The sequence below is a fragment of the Trebonia sp. genome, assembly GCF_049794275.1.
In the GTDB taxonomy this organism is placed as follows: Bacteria; Actinomycetota; Actinomycetes; order Streptosporangiales; family Streptosporangiaceae; genus Trebonia.
This window is the reverse complement of sequence record NZ_JBARCR010000750.1, coordinates 1-2,308: the sequence shown is the minus strand read 5'-3', so window position 1 is coordinate 2,308 and position 2,308 is coordinate 1. Positions and strand designations below refer to the sequence as shown.

The following is a 2,308-nucleotide window of genomic DNA, read 5'->3' as shown; positions in this document are numbered from 1 at the left end:
CAGCCGGGCGGATGATGCGGTTGCGGGCGCGGCTGGCTAGGTCGCAGACCGGCTTCGGTGCCGCGCTGCTCGGCCTGCTGTCCAGGGACCGGCTCGACGACGACACCTGGGACGAGATCGAGGAGGTCCTGATCACGGCCGACGTCGGCGTCACGCCGGCCAGGCAGATCGTGTCGGACCTGCGGACCCGGGTTAAGGTCGAGGGTTCGCAGACCCCCGAGGAGGTGCGGTCCATGCTCCGCGCCGAACTGCTCGCCCAGGTGGACACCGAGGCGAGCCGGGCGCTGCGGACGCAGCGCCACGAGGGGCGGCCGGCGGTCATCCTCGTGGTCGGCGTCAACGGCACGGGAAAGACGACGACCGTCGGCAAGCTCGCCAGGTCGCTGATCGGCGACGGCGAGACGGTGGTGCTCGGCGCGGCCGATACGTTCCGTGCCGCGGCCGTCGACCAGCTGCAGACCTGGGGAGACCGGGTGGGCGCGCAGACCGTCCGCTCGGACAAGGATGGCGCGGACCCGGCCAGTGTCGCCTTCGAGGCGGTGAGCCAGGGCATCGAGTCTGAAGCCGACGTGGTGCTCATCGACACGGCGGGGCGCCTGCACACGAAGACCGGCCTGATGGACGAGCTCGACAAGGTCAAGCGCGTCATCGAGAAGCGCACCAGCGTGGACGAGGTACTGCTGGTGCTCGACGCCACTACCGGACAGAACGGGCTGCGGCAGGCCCGGGTGTTCGCCGAGGTCGTCGACGTGTCGGGCATCGTGCTGACGAAGCTCGACGGAACCGCCAAGGGCGGCATCGTGATCGCGGTGCAGCGGGAGCTTGGCGTTCCCGTGAAGCTCGTCGGCCTCGGCGAGGGCCCTGACGACCTGGCGCCGTTCGACGCGGAGACGTTCGTGGACGCGATCCTCGGCGACTGAACGCAACCGCGCGGCCAGCTGGATGAAACATCCGTGTAATACAGGGCTCGCCTGTTTCACGTCCCCGACACATTCTGACTGGACGCAGGAAACGCCGGTACGTCATTGTCAGTTCAGGCTAACGAAAGGGTGACTCCATGAAGCTCATTACGGCTGTCATCAAGCCCTTCAAACTCGATGATGTCAAGGCGGCGCTGCAGGCGTTCGGCGTGCACGGCATGACAGTCAGTGAAGCGAGCGGATACGGCAGGCAGCGCGGGCACACCGAGGTGTACAGGGGCGCGGAGTACCAGGTGGATCTGGTGCCCAAGGTCCGGGTCGAGGTCATCTGCGATGACGAAGACGCCGAGGACCTCGTCGGCGTGATCATCAAGGCATCGCAGACCGGCCGGATCGGGGACGGCAAGGTGTGGGTGCTGCCAGTCGAGACGGTGGTCCGGGTGCGCACGGGCGAGCGCGGTACTGACGCGCTCTGAGCCGGTGCGCCAGCCCGCTGGGCTGAGCCGGGCCTGATAGGACGCGGGGGGCCAGTACCGCGAGCGCGCCGTGCAAGCGGTGTGCACAACTCATTCGGGGGACCTGGTGAGCGTACATGACCACTTTCGCGGCTGATCGTAGCCGAAGGACTACAGAAACGGACCGCTGGCTGGCCGGGCTGCTGGGGGCGGAGCCCGGCGTCGCCCTCGTCGCCGTCGGCGGCTACGGTCGCAAGGAACTGCTGCCTGGCAGCGACCTCGACGTGCTGCTGCTGCACGACGGCAGGGAAGGCATCGCCAAGATCGCCGACCGGATCTGGTACCCGGTCTGGGACTCCGGCGCCAGGCTCGACCACGCCGTGCGGACCGTGCCGCAGGCCAGACGGGTGGCGGGCAACGACCTGAAGGTCGCGCTCGGGCTGCTGAACGCCCGGCACGTAGCGGGCGACCCCGACCTGACCACCCGGCTGCGCGAAGGCGCGCTCGAGGACTGGCGCGGCAACGCCAGGACCAGGCTGGCCGAGCTGAAGGAGCTCCACGAGGAGCGCACCAGGATGCACGGCGAGCTCGCCTTCCTCCTCGAGCCAGACCTGAAGGAGTCACGCGGCGGCCAGCGGGACGTGCACGCCATCCAGGCGATCGCCGCCGCCTGGGTCGCCCCCGCGCCAGGCCCGCGGGTGCGCGCCGCATACGAGCAGATCCTGGACGCGCGGCACGTGCTGCACGAGGTCACCGGGCGGCACATGGACCGGCTGGTGCTCGAAGAGCAGGACGAGGTCGCGCGCACGCTCGGCCTGCTGGACGGCGACGCGCTGTTGCGGCAGCTCGCGGGCGCGGGCCGCACGGTGGCCTACGAGGTCGATCACGCCTTCAGGCAGGCCGAAAGGGCCGGCAGCCGGCGTGGGCTCGGCG

Annotated in this window: 3 protein-coding genes; all 3 read left to right on the top strand. The window is 69.8% G+C overall.

The features are described from left to right. Positions 1-920 (top strand): signal recognition particle-docking protein FtsY (gene ftsY / locus WA805_RS19660; RefSeq protein ID WP_425243061.1); only part of this gene is annotated, 920 nt, incomplete at its 5' end. A gap of 137 nt (positions 921-1,057) precedes the next feature. Further along, entirely contained in the window at positions 1,058-1,396 is a 339-nt protein-coding gene (locus tag WA805_RS19655) for a P-II family nitrogen regulator (protein WP_422277907.1), read from the top strand. Positions 1,397-1,512: 116 nt separating this feature from the next. Further along, the coding region (locus tag WA805_RS19650) for a nucleotidyltransferase domain-containing protein (protein WP_425243060.1) at positions 1,513-2,308 on the top strand (796 nt) is incomplete at its 3' end.

Bases quoted from the DNA above. Each gene is read 5' to 3' on its own strand.
- WA805_RS19655 (WP_422277907.1), top strand. From the start codon at position 1,058: ATGAAGCTCATTACGGCTGTCATCAAGCCCTTCAAACTCGATGATGTC.